At 64.2% G+C, this 24314-nt stretch carries 20 protein-coding genes; 12 read left to right on the top strand and 8 right to left on the bottom strand.

What is annotated here, in order from left to right:
* The first annotated feature begins 102 nt into the window (after positions 1 to 102).
* The gene (locus IM701_RS05915) at positions 103 to 1299 is read left to right on the top strand and encodes an acetyl-CoA C-acyltransferase (RefSeq protein WP_193828077.1); all 1197 of its coding nucleotides are present in this window, start codon (positions 103 to 105) and stop codon (positions 1297 to 1299) included.
* Between the two features lie 86 nt (positions 1300 to 1385).
* Here the strand turns inward: IM701_RS05915 and IM701_RS05910 are convergent, their stop codons facing one another.
* Positions 1386 to 1874 carry an SH3 domain-containing protein gene (locus IM701_RS05910; protein ID WP_193828076.1) on the bottom strand — a complete coding sequence of 163 codons (489 nt, stop codon included), beginning with the start codon at positions 1872 to 1874 and terminating at the stop codon, positions 1386 to 1388.
* 115 nt (positions 1875 to 1989) lie between these two features.
* Between IM701_RS05910 and IM701_RS05905 the strand changes: the two genes are divergently transcribed.
* From IM701_RS05905 to IM701_RS05885, 5 genes are all read left to right on the top strand, one after another.
* Complete coding sequence (locus IM701_RS05905) at positions 1990 to 3009, top strand: D-glycerate dehydrogenase (RefSeq protein ID WP_193828075.1); 1020 nt, start codon at positions 1990 to 1992, stop codon at positions 3007 to 3009.
* Positions 3010 to 3159: 150 nt separating this feature from the next.
* On the top strand, positions 3160 to 4470 hold the full coding sequence (locus tag IM701_RS05900) for an ammonium transporter (protein ID WP_193828074.1): 1311 nt from the start codon (positions 3160 to 3162) through the stop codon (positions 4468 to 4470).
* A 73-nt stretch (positions 4471 to 4543) separates the two neighbouring features.
* Positions 4544 to 5086, top strand: coding sequence for a YkgJ family cysteine cluster protein (locus IM701_RS05895; RefSeq protein WP_039331373.1), 543 nt, complete (start codon positions 4544 to 4546; stop codon positions 5084 to 5086).
* A gap of 115 nt (positions 5087 to 5201) precedes the next feature.
* Positions 5202 to 5765: a YkgJ family cysteine cluster protein gene (locus IM701_RS05890; protein WP_193828073.1), complete on the top strand. Its 564-nt coding sequence runs from the start codon at positions 5202 to 5204 to the stop codon at positions 5763 to 5765.
* Positions 5766 to 5879: 114 nt separating this feature from the next.
* Positions 5880 to 6428, top strand: a complete 549-nt coding sequence (locus IM701_RS05885) for a YkgJ family cysteine cluster protein (RefSeq protein ID WP_193828072.1) — start codon at positions 5880 to 5882, stop codon at positions 6426 to 6428.
* Positions 6429 to 6478: 50 nt separating this feature from the next.
* On the opposite strand, the gene IM701_RS05880 is transcribed toward IM701_RS05885, so the two are convergent.
* The 6 genes from IM701_RS05880 to IM701_RS05855 form a co-directional block, all read right to left on the bottom strand.
* Complete coding sequence (locus tag IM701_RS05880) at positions 6479 to 7888, bottom strand: nitronate monooxygenase family protein (protein WP_193828071.1); 1410 nt, start codon at positions 7886 to 7888, stop codon at positions 6479 to 6481.
* Entirely contained in the window at positions 7888 to 8658 is a 771-nt protein-coding gene (locus IM701_RS05875; protein ID WP_039331380.1) for a methyltransferase domain-containing protein, read from the bottom strand. The genes IM701_RS05880 and IM701_RS05875 overlap by 1 nt, the downstream gene beginning before the upstream one ends.
* The gene (gene prfB / locus IM701_RS05870; protein ID WP_039331382.1) at positions 8658 to 9785 is read right to left on the bottom strand and encodes a peptide chain release factor 2; all 1128 of its coding nucleotides are present in this window, start codon (positions 9783 to 9785) and stop codon (positions 8658 to 8660) included. Before prfB ends, IM701_RS05875 begins: the two co-directional genes overlap by 1 nt.
* Positions 9786 to 9894: 109 nt before the next feature.
* Entirely contained in the window at positions 9895 to 10440 is a 546-nt protein-coding gene (locus tag IM701_RS05865; protein ID WP_062342086.1) for a peroxiredoxin, read from the bottom strand.
* 70 nt (positions 10441 to 10510) lie between these two features.
* Positions 10511 to 13045: a penicillin-binding protein 1A gene (locus tag IM701_RS05860; protein WP_193828070.1), complete on the bottom strand. Its 2535-nt coding sequence runs from the start codon at positions 13043 to 13045 to the stop codon at positions 10511 to 10513.
* Between the two features lie 62 nt (positions 13046 to 13107).
* The gene (locus IM701_RS05855) at positions 13108 to 13998 is read right to left on the bottom strand and encodes an N-acetylmuramoyl-L-alanine amidase (protein ID WP_230487818.1); all 891 of its coding nucleotides are present in this window, start codon (positions 13996 to 13998) and stop codon (positions 13108 to 13110) included.
* A gap of 601 nt (positions 13999 to 14599) precedes the next feature.
* On the opposite strand from IM701_RS05855, the gene IM701_RS05850 reads away from it, so the two are divergent.
* From IM701_RS05850 to IM701_RS05840, 3 genes are all read left to right on the top strand, one after another.
* Positions 14600 to 17428, top strand: coding sequence for a ribonuclease E/G (locus tag IM701_RS05850; RefSeq protein ID WP_193828069.1), 2829 nt, complete (start codon positions 14600 to 14602; stop codon positions 17426 to 17428).
* Between the two features lie 206 nt (positions 17429 to 17634).
* Entirely contained in the window at positions 17635 to 18735 is a 1101-nt protein-coding gene (locus tag IM701_RS05845; protein ID WP_193828068.1) for a ThuA domain-containing protein, read from the top strand.
* A gap of 74 nt (positions 18736 to 18809) precedes the next feature.
* Complete coding sequence (locus tag IM701_RS05840) at positions 18810 to 19442, top strand: class I SAM-dependent methyltransferase (protein ID WP_193828067.1); 633 nt, start codon at positions 18810 to 18812, stop codon at positions 19440 to 19442.
* Positions 19443 to 19716: 274 nt separating this feature from the next.
* Here the strand turns inward: IM701_RS05840 and IM701_RS05835 are convergent, their stop codons facing one another.
* A complete protein-coding gene (locus tag IM701_RS05835; RefSeq protein ID WP_193828066.1) occupies positions 19717 to 21372 on the bottom strand; it encodes a family 43 glycosylhydrolase in 1656 nt (551 codons plus the stop codon).
* Between the two features lie 517 nt (positions 21373 to 21889).
* Here IM701_RS05835 and IM701_RS05830 point away from each other — a divergent pair.
* The 3 genes from IM701_RS05830 to zapE are packed head-to-tail and all read left to right on the top strand — an operon-like array spanning position 21890 to position 24271.
* Positions 21890 to 22672: a succinate dehydrogenase iron-sulfur subunit gene (locus IM701_RS05830; protein WP_039331396.1), complete on the top strand. Its 783-nt coding sequence runs from the start codon at positions 21890 to 21892 to the stop codon at positions 22670 to 22672.
* A 4-nt stretch (positions 22673 to 22676) separates the two neighbouring features.
* Positions 22677 to 23141, top strand: a complete 465-nt coding sequence (locus IM701_RS05825) for a PaaI family thioesterase (RefSeq protein ID WP_193828065.1) — start codon at positions 22677 to 22679, stop codon at positions 23139 to 23141.
* On the top strand, positions 23138 to 24271 hold the full coding sequence (gene zapE / locus IM701_RS05820; RefSeq protein WP_193828064.1) for a cell division protein ZapE: 1134 nt from the start codon (positions 23138 to 23140) through the stop codon (positions 24269 to 24271). Before IM701_RS05825 ends, zapE begins: the two co-directional genes overlap by 4 nt.
* Positions 24272 to 24314 lie beyond the last annotated feature (43 nt).

The raw sequence follows: 24314 nt of genomic DNA, 5'->3' as shown, positions 1-24314 counted from the left end.
TTCGCTGCAGTGCAGCACTATGTACGCGGATGAACGCGGGAGCACACAAGCCCGCGCATCAGCGCCCAGACACAAGGGCCAAATGCAAAGGTCAGTCAAGACATGGCACAGTTCTCGTCAGCCGATCCCGTCGTCATCCTGTCCTATGCCCGCACCCCCATGGGCGCGATGCAGGGAGCCTTGGCAGATGTTTCTGCCACAGATCTCGGCGCCACCGCAGTCAAGGCCGCGGTCGAGCGCGCAGGCGTATCGCCCGATGGCATCGACCGCATTTACATGGGCTGCGTGCTTCCTGCAGGCCTCGGTCAGGCCCCTGCTCGCCAGGCGGCTATCAAGGCTGGCCTGCCCAAGTCGGTTCAGGCGACCACGGTCAACAAGGTTTGCGGCTCGGGCATGCAGACGATCATCATGGGCGCCGAAGCCCTCGCCTCGGGCAGTGTCGATGTCGTTGTTGCCGGCGGGATGGAATCGATGACCAACGCGCCGTACCTGCTCAAGAAGCACCGCTCGGGCGCGCGCATCGGCCATGACACCGCCTACGACCACATGTTCCTCGATGGCCTCGAAGATGCCTATGAAGCCGGCCGCGCCATGGGCACTTTCGCGCAGGACACCGCCAACGCCTATCAGCTGACCCGCGAACAGCAGGACACCTACACCGTCGAATCGCTGCGCCGGGCCCAGACTGCTGTTGCCGATGGCACCTTCAAGGACGAGATCGCCCCCGTCACCGTCAAGACGCGCGCCGGCGAAGTCACTGTCGACACCGACGAGGCACCCGGCAAGGGCCGCCCGGACAAGATTCCGTCGCTGAAGCCTGCCTTTGCCAAGGACGGCACGATCACCGCAGCCACGTCCTCGTCGATTTCAGACGGTGCCGCCGCTGTCGTGCTGGCCCGTGAAAGCACTGCCAAGGCGGCGGGCCTCGCCCCGGTCGCAAAGGTCGTCGCGCTTGCCGCCCACGCCCAGGAACCCAAGGACTTCACCACGGCCCCCGTCGGTGCGATCCAGAAGGTTCTCGACAAGGCCGGGTGGTCGATCGCCGATGTCGACCTGTTCGAAGTCAACGAAGCCTTCGCCTGCGTTGCCATGTTCGCGATGCACGACCTCGGCATCCCGCACGAAAAGATCAACGTCCATGGCGGCGCAACGGCGCTCGGCCATCCCATCGGTGCGTCGGGCACCCGCATCGTCACCACGCTGATCGCCGCCCTCAGGAAGCATGGCAAGACCAAGGGCGTTGCCAGCCTCTGCATCGGCGGCGGTGAAGCGACGGCCCTGGCCATCGAACTGGTCTGATCGGCAACAGTCCGGCACAACGCCCGGAACAACGAAAGACCCCGACCGCAAGGCCGGGGTCTTTTCGCATCAGGAACAAGGCAGCGTCAGGGCTTGCCCGCGCCCCACACGGCGGTCGCCTTGATATAGCCTTTGCGACCGTCAACGTCGAAGCTGCACCAGCCAGCCTTGCAGTCGCCGATCTTGCCCATGACCCCCGGGGCCACGCGCCAGAGCAGACGCCCGGATCCGTCCTTGTTCTCGCGCAGGCCGGTGATGGTGCCCTTGACGATTCCGGTCTGGTCCCTGCTCAGGAATTGCGCGAGCATCCAGCCGCGCGCGCCATCGGGATCTTCGACCAGGCGCCAGCCCCCCATCACGCGCAGCACTTTCATGGGGACGCCCTTGCGCGTGTAGGTCCAGTTGATCCGATATTCCCGACCCGGTCCCACGCGCATGTTCGCGGTGTCCTTGCGGGTCGATACCCAATACGGCACGCCGTCTTCTGCGTCCTGCGCAAGAGCCGTCGGCGCAAGCAGGGCGCAGGCGACTGATGCGATAACGGCAGCAGGGGCACGACTGTAGCGATTGATCATGTACCAGCCGTCGCAAAAATGACCGGCAAGAGCAACACCACAGCGTGCTCTGTCCACGATGGCGGGCCGTCACCATGCTTGACCGCTGCCCCACCCCGGGCCTAGCTTTGCATCCATGCCGAGTTCCGCCGACTATCGCCCGACCCGCCGCGTCGATGGCACCCCGCGCATCGCCGTCACCCGCCGCCTGCTCCCGGAAACGGAAGCGCGGATGAACGAACTTTTCGACGTATCCCTGAATGCCGAAGACCGCGCCATGTCGCGCCACCAGCTTGTCGCGGCGATGCAATCGGCCCATGTCCTCGTCCCCACCGTAACGGATCGCATCGACGCGGCAATGATCGCCGAAGCGGGTCCGCAGCTCGGCCTGATCGCCAACTTCGGTGCGGGCACCGAACATATCGACCTTGCCGCCGCCCGAGCGCGCAAGATCATCGTCACGAACACGCCCGGCGTATTTACCGACGACACTGCGGACATGACGATCGCCCTGATCATCTCGGTCGCCCGCCGCTTGAACTATGGTGGCCGCACGCTGCGCGCCGGCAAGTGGGAAGGCTGGGCTCCTTCCACCATGCTTGGCCACCGGCTCGCCGGAAAGACGCTGGGCATCATCGGCATGGGGCGCATAGGCCAGGCCGTGGCGCATCGCGCCCGGGCCTTCGGCCTCAATGTCCTCTACAACAGCCGCCACCGTCTGCCCGAAGCGCTCGAGACGATGTTCGGCGCAAGTTTCGAGCCCGACCTCGACAGACTGGTCGCCGAGGCGGACATTCTGACGCTGCACTGCCCGGCAACGCCCGAAACGCATCACATGATCGACGCGCGACGCATCAGCCTGATGAAGCCGCACGCCTACATCGTGAACACGGCAAGGGGCCAGCTGATCGAGGAGGAGGCCCTCATCGCAGCGTTGGTCGATGGCCGCATCGGTGGTGCCGGCCTGGACGTGTTCGAACACGAACCGCAGGTCGATGCGCGTCTCCTGGCCCACCACAACGTCGCAATCCTGCCACACATGGGCAGCGCCACATTCGAGGGCCGCATCGCTTCGGGTGACAAGGTCATCGCCAACATCCGCTTCTGGGCAGATGGTCATCGCCCGCCAGACCAGGTGCTCGAGGGTCTCGTCTGACGACTTGCAATTGTCCGAAACTGGAACCGTTCGTCGCGTTTCGCACAACAAACGGTTGCTGGCGCGCTTGTGCGCTGCCGCAATGTTGCTCTAAAGCCCCGCGCGGAGAGGATCTGGTGCAGCACCGCTGCGCGAGGGGGAGAGTCACGCATGCGTAAACTACTGGCGATGGCCTGCGCTGCAGGAGCAATCCTGCTGCCCGCATTGGCCCATGCCCAAGGCGCTGTCAGCGTCGAAGACGTTGCCGATACCGGCGACACCGCCTGGATTCTGGTTTCCTCCGCCTTCGTGCTGATGATGGCGATGCCGGGGCTTACGCTGTTCTACGGCGGTCTAGTCCGCGCCAAGGGCTTCCTTGCCGTGCTCGTGCAAGTGGGTGCAATCGCGGCCGTCGCGTCTGTGCTTTGGGTGATGGTCGGCTATACTCTGGCCTTCGGCGACGTCTCGGGCGGATGGCTCGGCGCTGGCAACGCCTGGATGCTCCTGAACCTCGGAAACGTCCGCGCCGATACGGCCATTCCCGAAAGCGCCTTCGCACTGTTCCAGATGTGCTTCGCACTCATCACGCCCGCGCTGATGGTCGGTGCCTGGGTCGATCGCGCGCGCTTCGGCTGGGTCGTCGCCTTCTCCGCACTGTGGAGCCTGCTGGTCTATGCACCGGTCGCACACTGGGTCTGGGGCGGCGGCTGGCTGGCAAGCCGCTTCGGCACGCTCGATTTCGCGGGCGGGATCGTGGTCCACACCACTGCCGGCGTATCGGCGCTGGTCGTCGCCATGCTGCTGGGCAAGCGCTCCGGCTTCCCCAAGACGCTGATGCTGCCGCACAGCCCTGCCCTCACCATGGCGGGGGCCGCCCTCCTCTGGGTCGGCTGGTTCGGCTTCAACGGGGGCTCGGCCCTCGCCGCCAATGACGATGCCGCCTCGGCCATCATCAACACGCATCTCGCAGCCTGCGTCGCGGCGCTGGTCTGGATCGGCATCGAAAAGCTCAGCGTCGGCAAGGCCACCTCTGTCGGCTTTGCCACCGGCGCCATCGCCGGCCTCGCCACCGTGACGCCTGCCGCCGGGTTCATTGCCCCCGGTTCGTCCATGCTGTTCGGCGTGGTGGCTGCGGCTGTCTGCTATCCCATGATCCAGCTGGTCAAGCAGCGGCTCGAGATCGACGATTCGCTCGATGTCTTCGCCGTGCACGGCGTTGGCGGAATGATCGGGTCCCTGCTGCTGGCGGTGTTCATCTCGCCTTCCTTCGGCGGCACCGGCTTTGCCGAGGGCATGACACTCGGCCGCCAGGTCGTCGCCCAGGTTGCCGGCGTCGGGATCGTGGCGATATGGAGCGGCATAGCGACCGTCGTCTGTTCGCTCATGGTTTCGATGGTCATCCCCATGCGCGTCAGCGAAGACGAGGAGCGCGAGGGGCTCGACATCACCAGCCATGGCGAACGCGCCTGGGAATTCGATTGATCGGTCGCTGGCAAGGCGTGGCTTGCCCAAGTCGCGCCTTGCAGCGGCCAAAGCCCGGCCATAGTCTGTCGCCATGACCGCAACCGAGGCCGAAGCCCCGTCCCTCCTTGAACAGGATCTGTGCACAGGCTGCGCAGCCTGCTGCGACGGCACGATTTTCACGTACGTCGAAGTCAGCCGCGACGAGGAGCAGGCGCTTGGCGATCGTTTCGCGATGCAATCGCGCGAAACCGATGCAATCTTCTTCCAGCCTTGTCCGCATTCGGTCTGCCAGAGCTGCCAGATCTATACGATCCGCCCCGAAACCTGCCGGAAGTTCCGTTGCAAGACGCTGAAAGCCTTGCGCGCCGACGAGATCGAGAGTGCCGAGGCGTTCCGACGCGTGGACGAAATGTTGAGGGCGCGCGAACAGTTGCAGCCATTCCTGATCGCAGGCGAGACGCTCAACGCTGCACGTGAACGCCGCGGACAGATCGCCGCCAGCGCCGAGCGCACCGCATCAGAAACGGCTTTCGTGCTCAAGCTGACCGCGTTCGACCTCCTTCTGGACCGCTATTTTCGCGATCCCCGCAAGGCGATGTTCCGTCATAAGCCTTCCGGACAGGAGGCCGCGTAACCCGCCACCCTACACCACCTTCCTTTAGTTATGATCGGCACCCTGTAGAATTTTCTGTGATTCCATGACCTTCGATAAGTAGCGAGCCTGCGCTGCCGTCAGTATCATCGCGTCCATGCCCGATGCTGACGACCTTTCCACGGCAAGCAGGCTTTGCCTGGCCTGCGGCCTGTGCTGCGATGGTACAGTGTTCGGCTTTGCCCACATCGAGGAAGAAGAGGTCGAGGACACGGCAGGGATCGGCCTGCAGACCATACGCACGACCAATGACGAGCCGGCATTTCTGCTTGGCTGCCACTATCTCGATGGTACGGCCTGCACCCGATACCGGGATTGGAGGCCCTCGGTCTGTGGCGATTACTTCTGCGAGGTCCAGAAGCGCGTGGGCAAGCAAGAGCTGGCCGAGGATGAAGCTTTCAGCATCATTGCCCGCGCCCGGCAGATGACTGAGGAAATCAAGGCCTTGCTGCCACCGGGGGTGCCAATCTCGCAGGCGCGCGGGCTCTTCAAGGATCTCGCAGCGAAGCGCCCGGATATCGCGCCCGATGAAGCCACCTTCGTCGTCAAGATGTTCGTGCTGGAACGCTTCCTCGATAGCGCGTTCAGAGGAGCGAAGCGTGCTCATCTGCGCAGTGCGGCACAACCGGCACCCTCCCGGCAAGACACCGGCGCAGCATAGCGAACCTCGGTCGCGGCCTTGCCTAAAGTTATCCGGGCTTGGTGACTAATTTCCCCGCCATGCTTGCCTTCCGACAAATGGCGGCACGCCGCTGTCAAATGTATGATAGCCGGGATGTCGGCACCCGCACCTGATCTCACGCTGGAAAGTAGGCTTTGCCTGGCATGCGGCCTGTGTTGTGACGGCACGCTCTACGAAGATGCCAAGATCCGCGAAGACGAAGTCCGCGATGTCGAAAGCATCGGTTTGACGACATCGCGCAACGCGCAAGGCCATCCCACTTTCGTATTTGCCTGCCGTTATCTCGATGGCGCCTGTTGCGCCCGCTATGAACAATGGCGCCCATCGGTCTGTTCAAAATTCTTCTGCAGAGTCCAGCAAAGGGCGCGCGCAGGGGAATTGACCGAGGAACAGGCCATGGAAAAGATTGCAGCTGCTCGCCAACTCGTCACCGAGGTCAAAGCTACGCTGCCTGCAGGCATGCCGATAGTCGAAGCGCGTCATCATTTCACGCGCATTGCCGCAAAGAAGCCCGATCTTTCGCCGATGGAAGCCCGCTTTGCGGTCAAGATGTTCGTGCTCGAACGCTTTCTGGATCTCGAATTCCGCAAGCCAGACAAGGGTCACCTGCCAGCCGAACGCAGATCCAGCATTCCGGCCTGAACGGAGCGTCGCGCCGGCAAAGCGCGGGACGCTCCGTTGGCCGGCAAAGGTCAGTCCCCGGTCAGGATCCGGTCGACGAGCTGCTTCACCGTCGGAGTGAAGTTGTTCGAATAGAACGGATCCTGCTTGAAGCGATAGGCCGCGTGGCCTGCGAACATCAGGTTCCTGTCGATGTCGCCGCCGTGCGCGATGTCCTGCAAGGTCTTCTGGATGCAGAAGCTGCGCGGGTCCGCGAGGCGCCCGGTGGTGTAATCGTCATGGTCTTTCCATGAAGAGAACCCGCAGTGCGACAGGCAACCCATGCAGTCCTTCTGATCCTGCTGGATCTCGTCACGCTCTTCCGGTGTCACAAACACCATGGTGTCGTCCGGCGTGCGCAACGCGTGCACAAACCCCGCGCCATGCCATTCACGCGCCCGGGCCAGATCGTTCGGCGTCACCCAGAAGTTCTTGCCCCGCACACCAACGTCCAGCTGCGCGGTATGCTCACCGGCCTCGACGCGCGAGTACGGGATCTGCCGCTCGGAACGTGCTTCCAGGGCGCGTAGGAAAGGATTGCGCACGGCCGAGGAATAGAAGCCCGTGGGCGAGAAGCGGTGCAGCAGCACGTCGCCCGGCTCAAGCGTGCGCAAGTGATCCTTCCACCCCTGCGGGATCGGACTTTCCTCGGTCAGCAACGGGCGCGTGCCAAACTGGAAGGCAATCGCGCCCAGTTCCGGATTGTCGATCCAGTCGTTCCACTCGCGCAGGAACCACACGCCACCTGCCATAACGATCGGCACGTCATCCGAGACACCCTCGGCGCGCATCACGTCGCGCAGTGCCTTGACGCGGGGATAGGGATCTTCCGGCTTCCTGGGATCTTCCGCGTTGGAAAGGCCGTTGTGCCCGCCCGCCAGCCACGGATCTTCGTACACCACCGCCGCAAGCAGGTGCGAGACCTTGTGATAGGCCCGCTTCCACAGTGCACGAAATGCACGGCCCGAGGACACGATCGGCAGATAGTTCACGTTGAACCGCGCTGCGATCTCGGAAAGCTTGTAAGGCATGCCCGCCCCGCAGGTCACGCCCGTCACCAGCCCGCGGGTCTTTTCCAGCACGCCTTCGAGCACGGCCTGCGCGCCGCCCATTTCCCACAGCACGTTGATGTTGATCGCGCCCTTGCCACCGGCAATGTCATAGGCACGCCTGACCTGCTCGACCGCGCCATCGATGGCGTACTTGATCAGTTCCTCGTGGCGTTCCTTGCGCGTGAGGGCATTATAAACCTGTGGAATGATCTTGCCTTCGGCATCGTAGCTGTCGGCATTGACCGCGCTCACCGTGCCGATACCCCCGGCCGCGGCCCACGCGCCCGAGCTCATGTGATTGGTCGCCGCAACACCCTTGCCACCCTCGACCAGCGGCCAAACCTCGCGGCCGCCATAGAGAATCGGCTTCAACCCCTTGAACGCAGACATCAATTTCCTTTCAACGCGCTTGTCGCGCTCGCACCCTTGGCCGTCTTCAGACGGCACGGCTTTATCTCGCCCGGTTCGGGACGGCTCTTCGCCGCGACGAACTGGGCATAATACCCCGCAATCTCTGGTTTACGGTGAAATTCATCCAAGCGAAAGCCCACGGCTTCCAGTTCGCAGATCAGCAACGCCGGAGGAATGCCGTGCCGGTCGGTCGAACGATCGAGATCGACCACCACGATCTTGCCCCCCGCCTTCAATGAAGGCCACATTCGCCACAGGAACGCATAAGGCTCAGTCACTTCGTGATACATGTGGATCATCAGCACGCGGTCGAAGCTGCGTTCGGGCAAGCGCGGATCGTCCACGCCGCCTGGCTTGATCGAGACGTTGTCCAGCCGGTCATGTTCGACACGTGACCCAAGCCGCCGCAAGGCGTCGCCATCGATGTCCTGCGCCAGCACGCGCCCCTTGCTGCCGACCCGCTCGGCAAGGCGTACGGTGTAGTAACCTTCGCCCGCCCCGATGTCGGCAACGCTCATGCCCGGCTGTATCCCGGCCAGGTTCATCACCATGTCCGCCTCGCCCAGGCGGTCACGTTCCTGCTCGTTGGAAAAAGCGTTGCTGACCACGCCGGAAACGGGGCGGTCAGCGGTAGGAAACTCGCGCGACGTTTCAGGACGCTTGTCGTCCACCTGCGGCTTGCACGCAGCAATGGCCAGCGACGCCAACACGGCGAGTGCGACTGAACGATGGGCCGAAGCCCGCCGCATCAGTCGTCATCCTCCACGGTCACCTTCTCGCCCGTCACCTTCTGCGAAAGTGCGGCAGCCATGAACGGGTCAAGCGCGCCATCGAGAACTTCGGTCGGGTTGGTGGAGACCACCCCGGTCCGCAGGTCCTTCACCTGCTGATAAGGCTGCAGCACGTAGGACCGGATCTGGTGCCCCCAGCCGATCTCGGTCTTGGCGGCATATTCGCCGCTCGCCGCAGCCTCGCGCTTGGCCAGTTCTGCTTCGTAGATGCGCGCCTTCAGCATGCCCATCGCGGTTGCACGGTTCTTGTGCTGGCTGCGGTCGTTCTGGCTGGCAACGATGATCCCGGTCGGAATGTGCGTGATGCGCACCGCCGAATCGGTAGTGTTGACGTGCTGCCCGCCCGCACCCGAAGCGCGATAGGTATCTATCTTCAGGTCCGCCGGGTTGATCTCGACCTCGATGTTGTCGTCGATCTCGGGATAGACCCAGACCGAACTGAACGAGGTGTGTCGCCGCGCCGAACTGTCATAGGGGCTGATGCGAACCAGACGGTGCACGCCGCTTTCGGTCTTGGCATAGCCATAGGCGTTCTCGCCCTTGATCAGCAGGGTGGCAGACTTGATGCCTGCGGCTTCGCCCGCGTGATAATCGACCAGATCGACCTTGTAGCCATGGCGCTCCGCCCAGCGCGTATACATGCGCTGCAGCATTTCCGCCCAGTCCTGGCTTTCTGTCCCGCCGGCGCCGGCATGGACTTCAAGGAAGCAGTTGTTGGCGTCAGCCTCGCCGGCAAGCAGGGCCTGCACCTTGTCGTTGTCGGCACGGTCGGCCAGCGCGGCAAGCGTGGCGAGGCCTTCGTTTACCGTGGCCTCGTCGCCTTCCATTTCGCCAAGCTCGATGAATTCTATTGCATCGGCCATTTCCTGACCGATCTCGTTCACCGTCCCGATCGAGGCCTCGAGCCGCCTGCGCTCGCGCATCACCTCTTCGGCCTTCTTGGGATCATCCCACAGCTTCGGGTCCTCGACGCGGGCGTTCAACTCGTCGAGACGGCGCACGGCGCGATCCCAGTCGAGGAACTTGCGCACCAGCGCCAGCGCGGCATTGATGCGGTCGATATGGGCCTGCCCTTCGGCACGCATGGGGCTGAACTCCGGTCAATTCGAAACAAAACGAACTGCGCCGCTTAGCGAAGCGGGCAGGCATGTAAAGCCCAAGCGTGAAATGCCGAGTGCGTAATGGGGCGCGCGTTCAGCCCTTGAGCTTGCGCACCGCAGCAAGCGTCATCTTAACGTGGTCGCGATAGTCCATGTCGGAATGAACCATCACGATCTTGCCGTTGCGGGCGATGACATAGCTGGTGCGCTTGGTCAGTCCGGTCGAGGAACCATCGGGCTTGCGCAGGTCCACATCATAGGCCTTGATCAGCGCGGGGCTGGCGCTGGCTACAGCAAACTTGTCCCGGCACGCCTCGGTCGAGAACTTCTGCAACGTCGCCACGTCGTCGTTCGACATGCCGATGACCGTCGCGCCCGCCGCCTTGAACTGCGCGGTCGCTTCGGCAAAGGCGTGCGCTTCCAGCGTGCACCCTTGCGTGAAGGCCTTGGGGTAGAAGTACAGCACCACCGGTCCCTTCTTCAGCGCCTGATGCAGCTTGAACGAGAACGGCTTGCCAGCCAGCGCCCCTTGCGCTGCGAAATCCGGCGCTCTCGCACCGGTCGGCAGCTCGGCAAGGGCCGGAGCGGAAACGGAAACGGCGAAGGCTGCGGCGGCAGCAAAGAGGGTGCGGATCGTCATGCGGGGACGCTAACAGACCTCACCCCTCATCGCCAATGCCTTTCGGGGCAGCTCTCCGCTCTTCGGCTGATCAGTAGATTCCGCCCTGCTCCTCCAGGAAGTCCTGCTCCACCGGCGCTTCCTCGGCGCCGCCTTCCGGAATGCCGCGCGCGGCACGCGCTCTGCGCAATGCGTCAATCACCGCCTGCTTGGCACTGACTTCACCTTCGCGGGCCGTGCGGCGGGGTTCGGTGTCCGGCTTGAAGGCTTCCCAGATGACCGACGCCTTCGCCACGTCGTTCTCGGGCGTCCCACCGAACACGCGCTTGCCTGAAACGCGGTCGATCTTGACCATTCGCACGCCCTCGGGAACTGCGAAGGGAATGTCCTTCCAGCGCGCCCGGGTCTCCTGTACCAGCTGCTTGAAGACCGGCGCCGCGATGCGCCCGCCCTGTGCGTATCCGCCAAGGCTGCGCGGCTGGTCGTAACCGATATAGACGCCCGCGATGATGTCCGGCGAGCCCCCCACGAACCACACGTTGGTCGGGCCGGAGGTCGTCCCGGTCTTGCCGAACAGCGGCAGGTTGAGATCGCGCAACGTCACCGCCGTGCCGCGCACCACCACGCCTTCAAGCATGTGGACCACCTGATAGGCCGTGCGCGCGTCCATGACCTGCTTGCCGGTCGGCTTGAAGCGCGGCATCGGCTTGCCGTCCCACTGCGCCATGGAGCAGTTGTCGCAGCGGCGGTTGTCGGCGCGCCAGATCACCTTGCCGTTGCGGTCCTGCACGTAGTCGATCAGGCTCGGGTTGTGCTGACGCCCCTGGTTGGCCAGCGCCGCATAGGCGTTGACCATCTTGAGCACCGTAGTGTCCCCGGCGCCAAGCGCCATTGAAAGGTAAGGCTCGTACTCGCCGATCCCGACGTTCTTGATCGTGCGCACCACCTTGTCCATGCCCACGTCGTTGGCCACCCGCACCGTCATCAGGTTGCGCGATTGCTCGAGCCCCCAGCGCATGGTGTGACTGCCCGATCCGCCTTCGTTGCCGAAGTTGCGGAAGCATTTCTCGCCCAGTGCCGCGCCCTGATAGACGCAGAAGGTCCCGTCGACGACCATCGAGGCCGGCGTCATCCCGTTGTCCAGCGCCGTGGCATAGACGAACGGCTTGATCGTCGAGCCCGGCTGGCGGTTGGCCTGCGTCGCGCGGTTGAACGAGCCCAGCCGCGCGTCGAACCCGCCCTGCATCGCCAGCACGCGGCCGTTCTGCGGGTCCTCGACCACCATGCCGCCCGAAACCTCGGGTACCGTGCGCACGGCGTAGGTCGAGCCATTGACCGGCGCCACCGCCGTCACGTCACCCGGCTTGATGCTGTCCGGCAGCCCGATCAGACTGGCAGTCTGTCCATCCGAAAAACCCACCTTGCCCGAAGAGCCGCTGCGCGAAAGCAGCACGCCGATCCGCCAGTTCTGGTAGTTGATCGAGATGTTGCTGGTGATCAGCTCGGTCTGCCAGCGATCGTTATCCACATCCAGCCGTGCGATCGGCCCATGCCAGGCGCGACCACCGGAGTAGCGCAGCAGAGCCGCCCGCAGCGAATTCTGCGCCGCGGTCTGCAACTGCGTATCGAGCGAAGTGCGCACCCACAGCCCCCCGGCATAGACGCTGTGCGGGCCGTCCTCGGCCTTCTCGCCGAATTTCTCGATCAGCTGGCGGCGCACTTCTTCCAGGAAGTAGCCCGCATCGGCCGTGTAGTTCTCCGCCCGACGCGGCTTGAGCCCCAGCGGCATGGCCTGCGCGGCGGCGGCTTGTTGCGGCGTCGCCCAGCCGTTCTTGACCATCTGGTCGAGCACCCAGTTGCGACGCTCGATGGCCATGCTTTCATACTGCGCGCGCCCATAGCGTTCCGGGGCCTTGGGCAGGATCGCAAGGAACGCGGCCTCATGCAGCTGCAGGTCACCCACGTCCTTGTCAAAGTAGGCACGCGCTGCAGCCTGCACGCCGAAGCTCTGCCGTCCCAGCGGAATCTCGTTGAGATAAAGCTCAAGGATCTGCTGCTTGTTCAGCACGCCCTCGATCCTGCGCGCGAGGACCATTTCCTTGAGCTTGCGCGTGATCGAATACTCGTCGCCGATCAGGATGTTCTTGGCCACCTGCTGGGTGATCGTCGAACCGCCGCGCGCACGTTCGCCCGAGCCGTACTTGGTCACATAGTCGACCACCGCCCCGGCAAAGCCGAGGTAGTCGATCCCGCCATGGCTCCAGAAGGTCTTGTCCTCGGCCGAAAGGAACGCATTGATCATCGGCTCGGGGAAATCGACGAAACGCAGCTGCACGCGGCGTTCGCGGGCATAGCTGGAAACGATTTCGCCATCATTGCCCCGCACCATCGTCGGCAAGGGCGGCTGGTAGGTGAGCAGCGTGTCAGCCGAAGGCATCGTGCGGATCACCGCCACCCACAGCACGAACCAGCCTACCAGAATCGCGCCAATGGCGTAGTTCAGGAAGCGGAAGCGGCGGCTCTCGCCCCACTTTGTGCGATACCACCGGGAAAGGTTACCCCACCGTGCACGACCTTCGTCGCGGATGAGCTTGAACCGGGATTGCTGGGACGTCTCTTCGGCCATGTTGCAGGGCCTCTAGCACGCCCGCGCCGTGGCAAGCCAGAGCGAACCTGCAGCCAATGCACTCAGGGCATCGCACTATTCGGCGAAGCGCCAACCTGCCCCTCGGCAAGGAAAATCTCGATCGCCCGCGCCACCGATCCGGAAAACGCGCGCCGCCACGCCGGATCGCGCATCTTCTGCGCATCGTCCACGTTGCTGATATAGCCTGCTTCGATCAGCGCAGAAGGCAGATCGAGCGACTTCAGGACAACAAAAGCCGCTTCGCGCTGGGGCGTCTGGTGAAAGCGTACCGTCTCCTGCCCTTCCCGGACGACCAGTTGCCCGAACCGCAACGACCGTTCCCGCATTTCTCGCCGGGCCAGATCGACAAGGATCGAGGACACTTGCGCCCCCTGCCCTTCAAGGTTCACGCCATTGACAGTGTCGGCCTTGTTCTCCCGCGCCGCCAGCGCCTCGGCAACACCGTCCGACGCCTTGTCGGAAAGCGTGTAGACCGTCGCACCTTGCGCCAGGTCATTCTGCGCAGCGTCGGCATGGACCGATATGAACAAGTCTGCCGCAAGGCGGTGCGCAATGTCGGCACGCTCTTCCAGCACCAGAAACCGGTCCGAGTTCCGGGTCATCGCCACCCGCACCTTGCCATCGGCCAGCAGCGCATCGCGCAGGGATTGCGCCAGCAACAGGGTCAGGTCCTTTTCGCGCTCCCCCGCCGAACCGCTCGCACCGGGATCGTGGCCGCCATGCCCGGCGTCGATAACCACCAGTGGCCGGCTGACATCGGCCGGCCCTTCGACCGGCGGAAGCCCGACACGCCCACTGCTTGGCGGCATCTCCAGCCGCAGCACGGATCGCGGTTCGATTTCGGCAAGGCCCGATGAAAATGCCGCCCACATCAGTGCCGCCGCCGCAACCGGCGCGGCAAAGACCGCGATCAGGACCCCCTTGTTCTCCATCTGAACCGGTCTATGCCCCGCCCCACCCCTGCCGGTCCAGACCCAAAACGTTGGCATGGTTAACGGGCCGTTCCCGGCATTGTTTTAATTGCCGGTTTGCAATTGGGGTGCTAGCACCCATCTACCGGGGCAAGCCAGCACCGGCGCATCCACGCCGAAACCGCCGGAAAGCGCACATCTTGCGCCGCGGTGGGCGAGGGAAAGCCCGCTGGTGAAGATCCCGCCAACGTGGAGAGAAAGAAGCGCAAGCGCCCTCCTCCGCGCCACAAGGTTGATGCCGTGATGATGAGCCGTGTTTCGTTCCTGCCTAGCTGCCCCACTGGGGCGGTCGCGGCTTGGACGCTTGCCGGCACGCGCACTTCGCCGCGAGTTGTCTTCACAGCAGACACAAACCAACCGCCGCCGGGCGGCGAGCGACAGGGCAAGGCAGTCGATACGCTGCGCGCCGCAACGCTCCGATCCGGCAAACCCGCATTCGCGAATGACATTCGCAACGGAGTGATCCGTGCAATTGCCGTTCGTGCATCCCAAACGAACCGCGCCAGAAACGCATTGGTAGCCCCAGAGGCAATCCAGCGGCAGCGCGGCTGGAGTATTTGTAATGACCACGCGCATGCTGATCGATGCGCGCCACCAGGAAGAAACCCGGGTGGCGGTGCTGAAGGGCAATCGGATTGAAGAATTCGACTTTGAATCTGCTGATCACAAGCAGATCAAGGGCAATATCTACCTCGCCAAGGTAACCCGTGTAGAACCCTCGCTTCAGGCGGCGTTCGTCGATTTCGGCGGCAATCGCCACGGTTTCCTGGCGTTCAGCGAAATCCACCCTGATTACTACCAGATCCCCAAGGAGGATCGCGAGGCCCTGCTGGCGGAAGAAGCCGCACACGCCGAAGAAGAAGCCGCCCTGCGTGCCGCTGAAGACGCGGAAGACGAAGACTACGCCGATGGCGAAGGGTACGATTCTGATGAAGGCGTGACCGAAGTCGACACGTCCGAAAAGGACCAGGTCGCCACCATCGAAGGCGGCGTCGTCGAGAACGGTTTCGACCACGAAGGTGAAGAGGGCGACGAAGGCGAGGAAACCTCGCAAGCTTCGGACGAAGGCGAAGAGGGTGACAGCAACCGCCGTCGCGGCCGTCAGGGCCGTCGCCGTCAGGGCGGTCGTTCGCAGGGCAAGGAAGCCGACGAACTGCGCGCCAAGCGCATGGCGCTGCGCCGTCGCTACAAGATCCAGGACGTGATCCAGCGCCGCCAGGTCCTGCTCGTCCAGGTCGTCAAGGAAGAGCGCGGCAACAAGGGCGCCGCCCTCACTACCTACCTCAGCCTCGCCGGCCGCTACTGCGTGCTCATGCCGAACAGCAGCCATGGCGGTGGCATCAGCCGCAAGATCAGCTCCTCGGCCGATCGCAAGCGCTTGAAGACGATCATCTCCGAAATGGAACTGCCGCGCTCGATGTCCTGCATCGTCCGCACGGCCGGCCTCCAGCGCACCAAGCCCGAAATCAAGCGCGACTTCGACTACCTCGCCCGCCTGTGGGACGAGATCCGCGAACGCACGATGAAGTCGGTCGCGCCCGCCCTGATCCATTCGGATTCCGACCTGATCAAGCGCGCCATTCGCGACATCTACAATCGCGAGATCGAGGAAGTCGTGGTCGAGGGCGAGCATGGCTATCGCGCCGCCAAGGACTTCATGAAGCTCCTGATGCCGAGCCACGCCAAGCGCGTGAAGGCCTATGCCGATCCGGTGCCGCTGTTCCAGCGCTATGGGGCCGAAGACCAGCTCACCGCGATGTACGACCCGGTCGTGCAGCTCAAGTCTGGCGGCTACCTCGTCATCAACCCGACCGAGGCCCTGGTCTCGATCGACATCAACTCGGGCCGCTCCACCAAGGAGCACGGCATCGAGCAGACCGCGGTTGCCACCAACCTCGAAGCCGCGCGCGAAATTGCCCGCCAGCTCCGCCTGCGCGACATGGCCGGCCTCGTCGTGATCGACTTCATCGACATGGAATATGGATCGAACATCCGTAAGGTCGAAAAGGCGATGAAGGACGCGCTCAAGAACGATCGCGCCCGCATCCAGGTCGGTCGCATTTCCGGCTTCGGCCTGATGGAAATGAGCCGCCAGCGTCTGCGCACCGGCGTGCTCGAGGCCACCACCCGCGCCTGCCCGCACTGCGACGGCTCGGGCCTCGTCCGCACCGCTTCGTCGGCCGGCCTGTCCGCGCTGCGCCTGATCGAGGACGAAGCCGCCAAGGGCAAGGGCAACGTCGTCACGCTCTACGCCAGCCAAGAAGCCGCAATCTACGTCCTCAACGCCAAGCGCGGCGATCTGGCCGAGATCGAGGAGCGCTACGGCGTCACCGTCGAAGTGATCCCCGAAGGTGAGAACGAAGGCGCCAAGATGCGCGTCGCCTCGCGCGGGCCCAAGCCTGAATTCGTCCCCCGCTTCGAACCGATCATCGAGCCCGAAGAGGACGATCTGGTGGAAGAGGACTTCGACGACGAGGAAGAAACCGAAGAGCAGCCCCGTCAGCAGCGCTCGCGCGACGGTGACGAGGGTGACCGCGAGAGTCGCCGCAAGCGCCGCAAGCGCCGCCGTGGCCGCAACCGCGATCGCCGCGATGAGAACGGCGAGACCGAAAGCTCGGCCGAAGAAGGTGACGAGGCCGAAGGCGAAGAAGCTGAAGGCAGCGAAGCCGAAGGCACCGAAGGCGCTCACACCGACGAAGGCGATGACGGCAACGACCGTGGTCCGCGCAAGCGCCGCCGTCGCGGTCGTCGTCGGCGCGGTGGCCGTGAGAACGGCGAAGGCGCTGGCGAACACGCTGAAGGCGATCAGGGCGAAGTTGGTGCCGAGCAGGGTGAACCTGCCGAAGCCTCGGCAGAGCCCGCCCCGGCCGAACCCGTCGTCGCCGAACCGCTCGTCGCCGAACCGGTCGCAGCCGAAGCGCCTGCCCCGGTCGAGGCCGAAGCCGCTCCTGTTGCAGAAGCAGCACCGGCCAAGCCCAAGCGGACGCGCAAGAAGAAGGCTGATGTCGCAGGTGAAGCCGAGGCTGCCCCTGTAGCCGAGGAAGCTCCTGTTTCTGCCCCTGCAGTCGAGGAAGCCGCGCCTGCGCCGGCCAAGCCCAAGCGCACCCGCAAGAAGAAGGTGGAAGCCGCTCCCGAAGCGCCTGCACCTGAAGCCGAAGCTGCGCCCGTCGAAGCTGCGCCAGTAGAAGCTCCTGCGGCCGAAGCTGAAGCCCCGGCGGAAAAGCCCAAGCGCACGCGCCGCAAGAAGGCCGATGCCGTGGCTTCCGAAGCTGCTCCGGCAGAAACGGTCAGCGCAGAAGCGCCGGTCGCCGAAGACGCCGCGGCAGAGGCGGAAGCCGGCGAACAGTCTGCACCGCGTCGCGGCTGGTGGCAGCGCACCTTCGGCGCCTGACCATCGGCTCCTGACCACAGGCTCCGGCCCCAGACAGAAAGGCCCCGCCAGCAATGGCGGGGCCTTTTGCTATCGGCTCAGCACCCATGCTGCTCTGGTTGACCGGCGCTGTCGGCCCCGCCATGGTAACGCAAACAGCATCTGGGAGATGGACATGCGCAAAGGATACCTGACCACGGCGAGAGCCCTCGGACTGGCCCTCGGACTTGGCTTGGGCGCGATGGCCCCTGCTGCGACGCCCCCCTGCCGCGCCGGTGCTTGATTGCCCCCTCGGCCGCCAGCCGCTCTCCACCCAATCCCCCCTGGCCGACGTGCTCTCTGTTCCCGCCGGCAAGGCGGTGGTCGAAGCCGCCTCGCCCGGCCTTGCCGATGCCATGATGCACCCCTTCGGCGGCGGCGCCCTGCCTCCCGGCTTCGATCGCATCGTCACCCCGCGCTCGGTCCTCGCCATGCTCGGCAAGACCGACCCCGCCCTCAGCGCCCGGCTCGACAAGGACTTGGCCAAGGTGCGCCTCACCAATGCCGATGTCGCCATCCGCTGCCGCACCTACGACAATGACCGCCCCGCGATCCCCGCCGATCTTCCGCGCCCGGCCATCCTCGTCTTCGGCAAGATCACCGGCTTTCGCGACAGCCCCTCGGTCAATGCCGCCGAAACCGCGCTCAAGGGCATCGCGGCCCGCCATGGCTGGGGCATCGTCTTCACTGACAGGGGCGGCGTCTTCAACGCAGCGGACCTTTCCCGTTTCGACGCTGTGGTGTGGAACAATGTCAGCGGCGATGCGCTGACGATCCCACAGCGCGCCGCGTTCCGCAAATATGTCGAAAGCGGCGGCGGCTATGCCGGCATCCACGGCTCGGGCGGCGATCCGCAGTTCTTCTGGAACTGGTACGCCGATACCCTGATCGGTGCGCGCTTCATCGGCCACCCGATGGCCCCGCAGTTCCAGGAAGCCCGCGTCGTGATGGAAGACCGCGCCCACCCGGCAACCCATGGCCTGCCCGGCGAATGGCGCATGACCGAAGAATGGTACTCCTTCGATCGCAGCGTCCGCCCGCTGCCCCGCACCCGCGTCCTCGCTTCGCTCGATGAAACCACCTACAAGCCCGGCGAAGGCTTCGGTCGCAACATGGCGATGGGCGATCACCCGATCGCGTGGACCCGCTGCCTCGGCAAGGGCCGCAGCTTCTACACCGCCATCGGCCACCGGCCCGAGAACTACAGCCAGCCCGAAAGCCTGCAACTGCTCGACCAGGGCATCCTGTGGGCCATGGGCCTCAGCCCCGAAAGCTGCGCCGCGAAGTGAAATCCCCCGGCGCGGCCGATTGCGCCGCGCCGACCTCTTTGCCAGTCTGTCATCATAACAGACGGGGAAATGGGATGGGATTGAAAGCCGTTTGGGACGCGCACGTCGTTCCGCGCGTGATCAAGTGCGCCTGCGCTTCACCGGCCATCATGGAGCTTCTCGCCGGCGTCGTGCCTCGCGCGCAGGGCCGCGTGTTCGAGATCGGCTGCGGCGGCGGCCTCAACCAGCAGTTCTACGATCCTGCCCGCGTCACCGGATTTGCCGGGATCGACCCGTCGGGCAAGCTGCTCGACTATGCGCGCGAGGCCGCCGCCCGCAAGGGCTGGCAGGCCGACATCCGCGAAGGCGTGGGCGAGGACATTCCTTTCGGTGACGAGACCTTCGACACCGCCGTCTGCACCTACACGCTCTGTTCGGTCGATGATCCGGAGCAGGTCCTGTCCGAACTGCGCCGCATCCTGAAACCCGGCGGCACCCTGTTGTTCCTCGAACACGGCCTCAGCCCCGATGCGAACGTGGCGAAATGGCAGCGCCGGATCGAGCCTGTCTGGAAACCCCTGATGGGCGGCTGCCATCTTTCCCGCGCCGTCACCGCCCCGGTCCTCGGTGCCGGCTTCCAGCTCGAACACCCGGGCCACCAGTACATGCCCGGCATGCCGAAGTGGGCCGCGTGGATGGAATGGGGCGCCGCCACCAAACTGCGCTGACCCCATTCCTCCCCGGTGCGCCTGTCCCTGCGGAGGCCGGGAGGAAGAGGGACCATCGAAGATGGTAGAGGGGCAACCCCGCTTCAATTCCTCCCCGCCCCGGGGAGGGGGACCACCGCAGGTGGTGGAGGGGCACCCGCAAGACCACACACCCGCACGTCGCGTCCCGCTAATCCTTCGCCTATCGCAGGATCATGCGACGTCTGTTAGACGGAAGATTTCCTGCACAGCTAGGGCGCGCCAGCCCGTAACTCGCAACAGGATGGCACGTCCGTCACTCCAACGCGCGGTATTGGAAATTGCGGAACAGGACTCGGCCATCGCCCGAAGCGAAAAGCGCAGGCCGCAGGCTCAGCAGGTTGTCGACAGTGTTGGCGTTATAACCGGTCACTTCCGAGCGTACCCCGTGGCGGGTCCAGTTCTTGCCATCGAGACTATAGTAGAATGTCACCACCTGATCGCGGTTGGTGATGCGCATGAACATGCGGCGGGCCGGTGGTGCAGGCTCCGGCCAATAGGACGCCTTGCCACCGCGATAGCTGGTCATCCGCGTGCCATCGATGCCCATGCCGAGGTAAAGCCGGTCGTCAAAGAACAGCAGAAGGCCGCCGGTGACCTGGCCTTGAAGTTCGACATCCACGGTCACCTCGTAGGCGCGGTCACCGACCTGCTGGGTGACGACCACGCCGTTCGACGGACCGGTGCCCTTGGCCTTCAGCGAAAGTGTGCGATCGGCAACGGCGATGCGGGCTTTCTCGGCAGGCGTGCTACCGTAAAGGCTCCACAGCGTGCCGAAACGGTCGCTCTCGAAGGCGTCGGAATGCGGCATCCCATGCACTTCTGCCGCAGCCGCAGGCTTGGGCAGCGGCTTCGAAAGGTCCCCGCCCGTCGCGCGGAACCATCCGTCGGCAGTCCATTCGATCGGTTCGAGCAGGGTCTGGCGGCCGAGCGTGTGATAGCCGTTCTCATAGCCGTGGTAGATCATGTACCACTTGCCGCCCGGCCCTTCGACGCACGTGGCGTGCCCGCGTGACCACCACATTTCATCCTTCGAAAGCGTGCGCTGGATCGGATTGTGCGGGCAATGCTCCCACGGTCCGTTGATCGAACGCGACCGCGCCGCGACGATCATGTGACCGGTGGCCGGGCCGCTGGTGCCGCCGACCGCATTGACCAGATAGAAATAGCCGCCCTTGCGGAACAGCTTCGGGCCTTCAGGAGACCACGCCTCGGTGATCCAGTCATCGGGATATCGCCAGGCCTCGTAGACGGTCTCGATCGGGCCGGCCGTGGCAAGGCCATCGGCGGTGAGGCGAACGCGCTTGCCATCGTTGAAGAATAGGTAGCGGTGGCCGTCCTCGCCGACGACGTGGCCCGGGTCGATCAGTCCGCCAACCTTGAGGTCGATCGGATCGCTCCAAGGGCCGGCCATCGAAGGCGCATGAATCACGTAAGTGTTTGCGAAACTTGGGAGATCGGGCGACCATGGCGCTTTCATGAAAGGGATGTAGATGAAATAGCGCCCGTCATGCTTCGCGATGTCGACCGCGAACACCGTCCCCAGTGGCTTGGCCAGAGCCGGGCCGACCGGACGCCAGTTCACCAGATCGCGCGAATGCCAGATCAGCAGCCCGGGCGCAGAATCGAACGAGGAGTGCGTCATGTAATAGTCGTCGCCGTCCTTGAGCACGGACGGATCGGCGTAATCGCCCGACAGGATCGGGTTCAGATAGCGCCCGTCACCCAGGTCTGCGATGCGCTGGCCTTCGATACCAGTTCGCCATACGGGTGTGGCTGCAGGCTTGGATTTGCCAACGGAACATGCCCCCGCGGACTTGGCGGAAGCGCTGGCGCGAGACCCGGGCAAGCCTGCAATTGATCCCAAGGCACCTGCTGCGGCAAGCTTTATCAACGTTCTGCGCGATTCCACGACCCACTCCCAGAAATTAGGATGCAAATTCTATTTCATAGTGGAGAGCCTTGCAATCCTACAAGGACATTCCTCGAACAACAGGTCGGCGCCTTTGCAAGTGGAGACAGCCGACCACTCTTTGCTGTCCTACACGGCGGCGAAATGGCATGGTGGCGAAATGAGCGCTCAACCCTCTCCGCCTGCCTTCCGGCGCGAAACCTCTCACAAGGACCCCCCCAATTTTTCCGAAGGACAAATGGGAGGGGTGGCTGCCGCCCCAGCGACTGACGGGGGGCACTGCGCTCCACTTCACATATGCGAACAAAACCTGAACACTGCGTCAGGAATCCCCCGAAAGCGCCCAAATCCGACCCACCCCGAATTTCCCTGGACCGTGTAAACCCCGTAAACCCCTCTTCACATCCATGAAGAACCGCACCTCTACCAACGGGCAGTTCAGAGCCTCTTGCCCCCCGCGCTGCAATCGCTAAGGACGACTCAGCAAGCCGCAAAGCACGCAACACAGGACAGAACGATGGCGACCTTCTCGCTCCCGAAGAACTCCACGATCACCGGCAAGGCCCGCCACCACGCGTCGGCCACCAACGGCAAGATCCGCAAGTTCAAGGTCTATCGTTACGATCCCGACAGCGGCGAGAACCCGCGCTATGACACGTTCGAGATCGATCTCGACCAGTGCGGCCCGATGGTGCTCGATGCGCTGATCAAGATGAAGGGTGAACAGGACCCCACCCTCACCTTCCGCCGCTCCTGCCGCGAAGGCATCTGCGGTTCGTGCGCGATGAACATGAACGGTCGCAACGGCCTCGCCTGCACCACCGCGATCGAGGACCTGTCCGGCGAAATCCGCATCACCCCGCTGCCGCACATGGAGGTGATCAAGGACCTCGTCCCCGATTTCACCCACTTCTACGCGCAGTACGCCTCGATCCGCCCCTGGCTGCAAACCGTCAGCCCCACGCCTTCGGGCAAGGAGCGTCTGCAGTCGCCCGAACAGCGTGAAAAGCTCGACGGTCTTTACGAGTGCATCCTGTGCGCCTGCTGCAGCACCTCGTGCCCGAGCTACTGGTGGAACTCCGACAAGTTCCTCGGCCCCGCCATCTTGCTCCAGGCCTATCGCTGGCTGGCCGACAGCCGCGACGAGATGACCGGTGAGCGTCTGGACGAGCTGGAAGATCCCTTCCGCCTCTATCGCTGCCACACGATCATGAACTGCGCGAACGTCTGCCCGAAGGGCCTCTCGCCCGCCCGCGCCATCGCCGAAATCAAGAAGATGCAGGCAGAGCGTCTCGTCTGATCCGGTGAGCGAGCAAGCCTTCCGTTACGAGCCGGCCGAGGACCACCCCGGCTGGTTCACCTGGAACCTGACCGACGAGACCCGCTTCAACGCCCAGACCATGGGCCGGATGCTGACGCGGATCGAGGAAGGCGCCGATGGCATCCGCCGCGCCCGCCTGCGCATGTTCCCGGAGCGTCGGCACTCCAACCTGCTCGATGCGGTCCACGGCGGCGTCACCCTCGCCCTCATCGACATCGCGCTCTTCGCGGCGATGCGCACTCTCCTTTCGGGCGACGCTGCAGGCTCGGTCACCCTCGACTTGTCCAGCCAGTTCATCGGTGCAGGCCGCATCGGAGAGCCACTCGATGCGGTAACGGAAGTGCTCCGCGAAACCGGCCGCTTGGTGTTCCTTCGCGGTCTCGTCGTTCAGGGCGATGACACGATCGCCGCATTCAACGGCACGATCCGCAAGCCGACCAAACGATGATCTCGGTCCTGCAGCGCTACCGCGAGCTGGTGACGGCGGGCGAGTTGCGGCCTGATCCCGAACAGGCCGCCGCCGCTGCTCGGCTTGACGCGCTGCAGCAGGAACTCGAAACGCCGCCGCCCTCACCTGGCCTGTTCGGCAAGCTCTTCGGCGCGAAGCCAGCGCCGCCGCCGCGTGGGGTCTACATGTGGGGAGGAGTTGGGCGCGGTAAGTCCATGCTGATGGACTTGTTCCACGACAACCTCGCTCTACCCGCCAAGCGCCGCGCGCACTTCCACGAGTTCATGCTCGATGTCCACGCCCGCCTGCGCGAGGAGCGCAAGAAGGAAAGCGGCGACCCGATCATCCCCGTCGCGGCGGCCATCGCGGCGGAGACGCGCGTGCTCTGCTTCGACGAAATGGTGGTCAACAACAGCGCCGACGCGATGATCATGAGCCGCCTGTTTACCGCGCTGATGGTCGAGGGCGGCGTAACGGTCGTCACCACCTCCAACCGTGCGCCACAGGATCTCTACAAGAACGGTCTAAACCGCGAACACTTCCTCCCCTTCATCGAACTGATCGGAAGCAAGCTCGACGTCCTCACCCTCAATGGGCCCACCGACTACCGGCTGGAACGCATGCGGGGCGTGGGCACCTGGCACGTGCCGGTTGGACCAGAATCGACCGCCAAGGTGCGCGATGCCTTCTTCCGCCTGACGGACTATCCGCCGGAAGACAGCGAACACGTCCCTTCTTGCGATCTTGACGTCGGCGGCGGTCGCAAGCTGCACGTCCCGAAGAGCCTGAAGGGCGTCGGCGTGTTCAGTTTCAAGAAATTGTGCAGCGAAGCTCGCGGAGCGGCGGACTATCTGGCGATTGCCCGCAATTTCCACACCGTGATCGTCGTCGCGATACCGCGTCTTGGCCCGGAATTGCGCAACGAGACAGCACGCTTCATCACGTTCATCGACGCGCTTTACGAGCACAAGGTGAAGTTGATCGCCACCGCTGATGCCGAACCGGCAGACCTTTACGACTGGGGCGGAAAGGGCGACGACGAAGGTCGCTTCATGTTCGATCGCACGGTCAGCCGCCTGATCGAAATGCAGAGCCAGGACTATTTGGCGCTAGGCCACGGCGAAGACTGACAGATTCTGAAGCGTTAACCAACTCCGTCAACGCGGCTAACCA

The organism is Novosphingobium sp. ES2-1, from assembly GCF_015169775.1.
In the GTDB taxonomy this organism is placed as follows: domain Bacteria; phylum Pseudomonadota; class Alphaproteobacteria; order Sphingomonadales; family Sphingomonadaceae; genus Novosphingobium; species Novosphingobium subterraneum.
Note: the sequence above shows the minus strand (reverse complement) of the source record. Positions and strands in the feature narration are given on the sequence as shown.

Excerpts from the sequence above, each read along its gene's own strand:
- IM701_RS05915 (WP_193828077.1), top strand. The coding sequence starts at position 103 with ATGGCACAGTTCTCGTCAGCCGATCCCGTCGTCATCCTGTCCTATGCC.
- IM701_RS05910 (WP_193828076.1), bottom strand. The coding sequence starts at position 1,874 with ATGATCAATCGCTACAGTCGTGCCCCTGCTGCCGTTATCGCATCAGTC.
- IM701_RS05905 (WP_193828075.1), top strand. The coding sequence starts at position 1,990 with ATGCCGAGTTCCGCCGACTATCGCCCGACCCGCCGCGTCGATGGCACC.
- IM701_RS05900 (WP_193828074.1), top strand. The coding sequence starts at position 3,160 with ATGCGTAAACTACTGGCGATGGCCTGCGCTGCAGGAGCAATCCTGCTG.
- IM701_RS05895 (WP_039331373.1), top strand. The coding sequence starts at position 4,544 with ATGACCGCAACCGAGGCCGAAGCCCCGTCCCTCCTTGAACAGGATCTG.
- IM701_RS05890 (WP_193828073.1), top strand. The coding sequence starts at position 5,202 with ATGCCCGATGCTGACGACCTTTCCACGGCAAGCAGGCTTTGCCTGGCC.
- IM701_RS05885 (WP_193828072.1), top strand. The coding sequence starts at position 5,880 with ATGTCGGCACCCGCACCTGATCTCACGCTGGAAAGTAGGCTTTGCCTG.
- IM701_RS05880 (WP_193828071.1), bottom strand. The coding sequence starts at position 7,888 with ATGTCTGCGTTCAAGGGGTTGAAGCCGATTCTCTATGGCGGCCGCGAG.
- IM701_RS05875 (WP_039331380.1), bottom strand. The coding sequence starts at position 8,658 with ATGCGGCGGGCTTCGGCCCATCGTTCAGTCGCACTCGCCGTGTTGGCG.
- prfB (WP_039331382.1), bottom strand. The coding sequence starts at position 9,785 with ATGCGTGCCGAAGGGCAGGCCCATATCGACCGCATCAATGCCGCGCTG.
- IM701_RS05865 (WP_062342086.1), bottom strand. The coding sequence starts at position 10,440 with ATGACGATCCGCACCCTCTTTGCTGCCGCCGCAGCCTTCGCCGTTTCC.
- IM701_RS05860 (WP_193828070.1), bottom strand. The coding sequence starts at position 13,045 with ATGGCCGAAGAGACGTCCCAGCAATCCCGGTTCAAGCTCATCCGCGAC.
- IM701_RS05855 (WP_230487818.1), bottom strand. The coding sequence starts at position 13,998 with ATGGAGAACAAGGGGGTCCTGATCGCGGTCTTTGCCGCGCCGGTTGCG.
- IM701_RS05850 (WP_193828069.1), top strand. The coding sequence starts at position 14,600 with ATGACCACGCGCATGCTGATCGATGCGCGCCACCAGGAAGAAACCCGG.
- IM701_RS05840 (WP_193828067.1), top strand. The coding sequence starts at position 18,810 with ATGGGATTGAAAGCCGTTTGGGACGCGCACGTCGTTCCGCGCGTGATC.
- IM701_RS05830 (WP_039331396.1), top strand. The coding sequence starts at position 21,890 with ATGGCGACCTTCTCGCTCCCGAAGAACTCCACGATCACCGGCAAGGCC.
- zapE (WP_193828064.1), top strand. The coding sequence starts at position 23,138 with ATGATCTCGGTCCTGCAGCGCTACCGCGAGCTGGTGACGGCGGGCGAG.